The sequence below is a fragment of the Streptomyces sp. NPDC015144 genome (assembly GCF_043079735.1).
Taxonomy (GTDB): Bacteria; Actinomycetota; Actinomycetes; order Streptomycetales; family Streptomycetaceae; genus Streptomyces.
The window spans coordinates 1-1,630 of record NZ_JBIBUU010000056.1 but is presented as its reverse complement, the minus strand read 5'-3'; the positions used below and the strand labels follow the sequence as shown (position 1 = coordinate 1,630).

The 1,630-nt window shown below is 70.7% G+C and carries 1 protein-coding gene; it reads right to left on the bottom strand.

Annotated elements, in window-relative coordinates; genetic code table 11:
* A partial coding sequence (locus ACF08W_RS35065) for a condensation domain-containing protein (protein WP_392281773.1) occupies positions 1-1,630 on the bottom strand: 1,630 nt, incomplete at both ends.

The window sequence follows — 1,630 nt, the reverse complement described above, 5'->3', positions numbered from 1 at the left end:
TCGGCGGCCCGTTCCGAGACCTGGCTGTGCAGCGTTCCCGGCCACGGGTCGGCGCCCTCGGTCACCGCCCACTCCCGCACCACCCGATCCCACTCCTCCTCGCCGAGGAGGGGCAGTGCGGAGACGGGCAGGGTCGGGTCGGCCACCGCGGCGGCGAGCAGGTGGTTGAGGTGCTCGCCGATGCGCGCGACGGTCTCCTCGTCGAAGAGATCGGTGCTGTACTCGACGAGAGCCCTCAGCCCGTCCGCGTACTCCTCGAACTCGATCGTGAGGTCGAAGAGGGAGGTGTCCCGCTCCAGCGGGTAGTCGGTGACGCGCAGGTCGCCGAGGCCGGGGCCGCTCCCGGGTGCGTTCTGCAGTACCACCATCGCCTGGACGAGCGGGGTGCGGCTGGTGTCGCGCTCCGGCTGCACCGCCTCCACCAGGCGCTCGAACGGGACGTCCTCGTGGGCGAACGCGTCGAGGACCGTCCTCCGCACCTGCCCGAGCAGGGCGTCGAAGGACGCTTGCGGATCGATTTCCGTCCGCAGTACGACGGTGTTGACCAGGAAGCCCACCAGCCCGTCCAGGCCGCCCGCGCCCCGGCCGGCGGAAGCCGTGCCGACGGCGATGTCCTGCTCACCCGTGTAGCGGGTGAAGAGGGCCTTGACCGCTGCCGTCAGAGCCATGAAGAGCGTCGCGTCCTGGGACCGGGCCCGCTTCTTGAGCCCGTCGACGATGTCGGCCGGTACCTCGAAGCCGACGACGGCACCCCGCGAGGAACGCGCGGCGGGTCGGGGCCGGTCGGTGGGGAGTTCGAGCGGGGTGATGCCCTTGAGCTGTTCGCGCCACCAGGTGAGTTGTTGGTCGAGGAGGCCGCCGTCTTCGAGTCGGTCGCGTTGCCAGGCGGCGAAGTCGGGGTACTGGACGGTGACGTCGGGCAGTTCGTGCGGGCGGTTCTGGACGCGGGCGGTGTACAGCTCGCCGAGTTCCTGGGCGATGACGCCCATGGACCAGCCGTCGGTGACGATGTGGTGCATGCCCAGGACGCAGATGTGCTCGTCGTCGGCGAGGCGGACGAGCAGGACGCGGACGAGCGGGCCGTTCCTCAGGTCGTACGGACGGGCCAGCTCCCGCTGGGCGAGTACGCGCGCCTCCTCTTCGTCGGCCGCCTCCTCGACACGCCACTCGGGCTCCAGAACCGGATGGACCGTCTGTACACCCTGCCGCTCCACCACGTCGAAGGTCGTCCGCAGCGCCTCGTGGCGCGCCACCAGCTCACCCGCCGCCGCCCGCAGCGCGTCCGCGTCGAGTGGGCCGGTCAGCCGCAGGCCGACCGCCGAGTGGTATTCGGTGCTGCCCTCGTTGAAGTCCTCCAGGAACCACAGCCGCTGCTGGCCGAACGACATGGGCAGGAGCCCGTTCCGTGGGGCCGCCGGCACGACCGGCGCCTCCGGACGACCCGCCGCATCGTCGAGGTCGACGGCCCTGGCGAGCTCGGCGATCGTCGGGTGCTCGAAGAGGAGCCGCGGCGAGAGCTGGACGCCGAGTTCCTTCCGGGCGTGGGAGACGATTTGGATGGAGAGGATGGAGTCGCCGCCGAGGTCGAAGAAGTTGTCGTGGATGCCGATGTGGTTGGTGGTGAGGATGT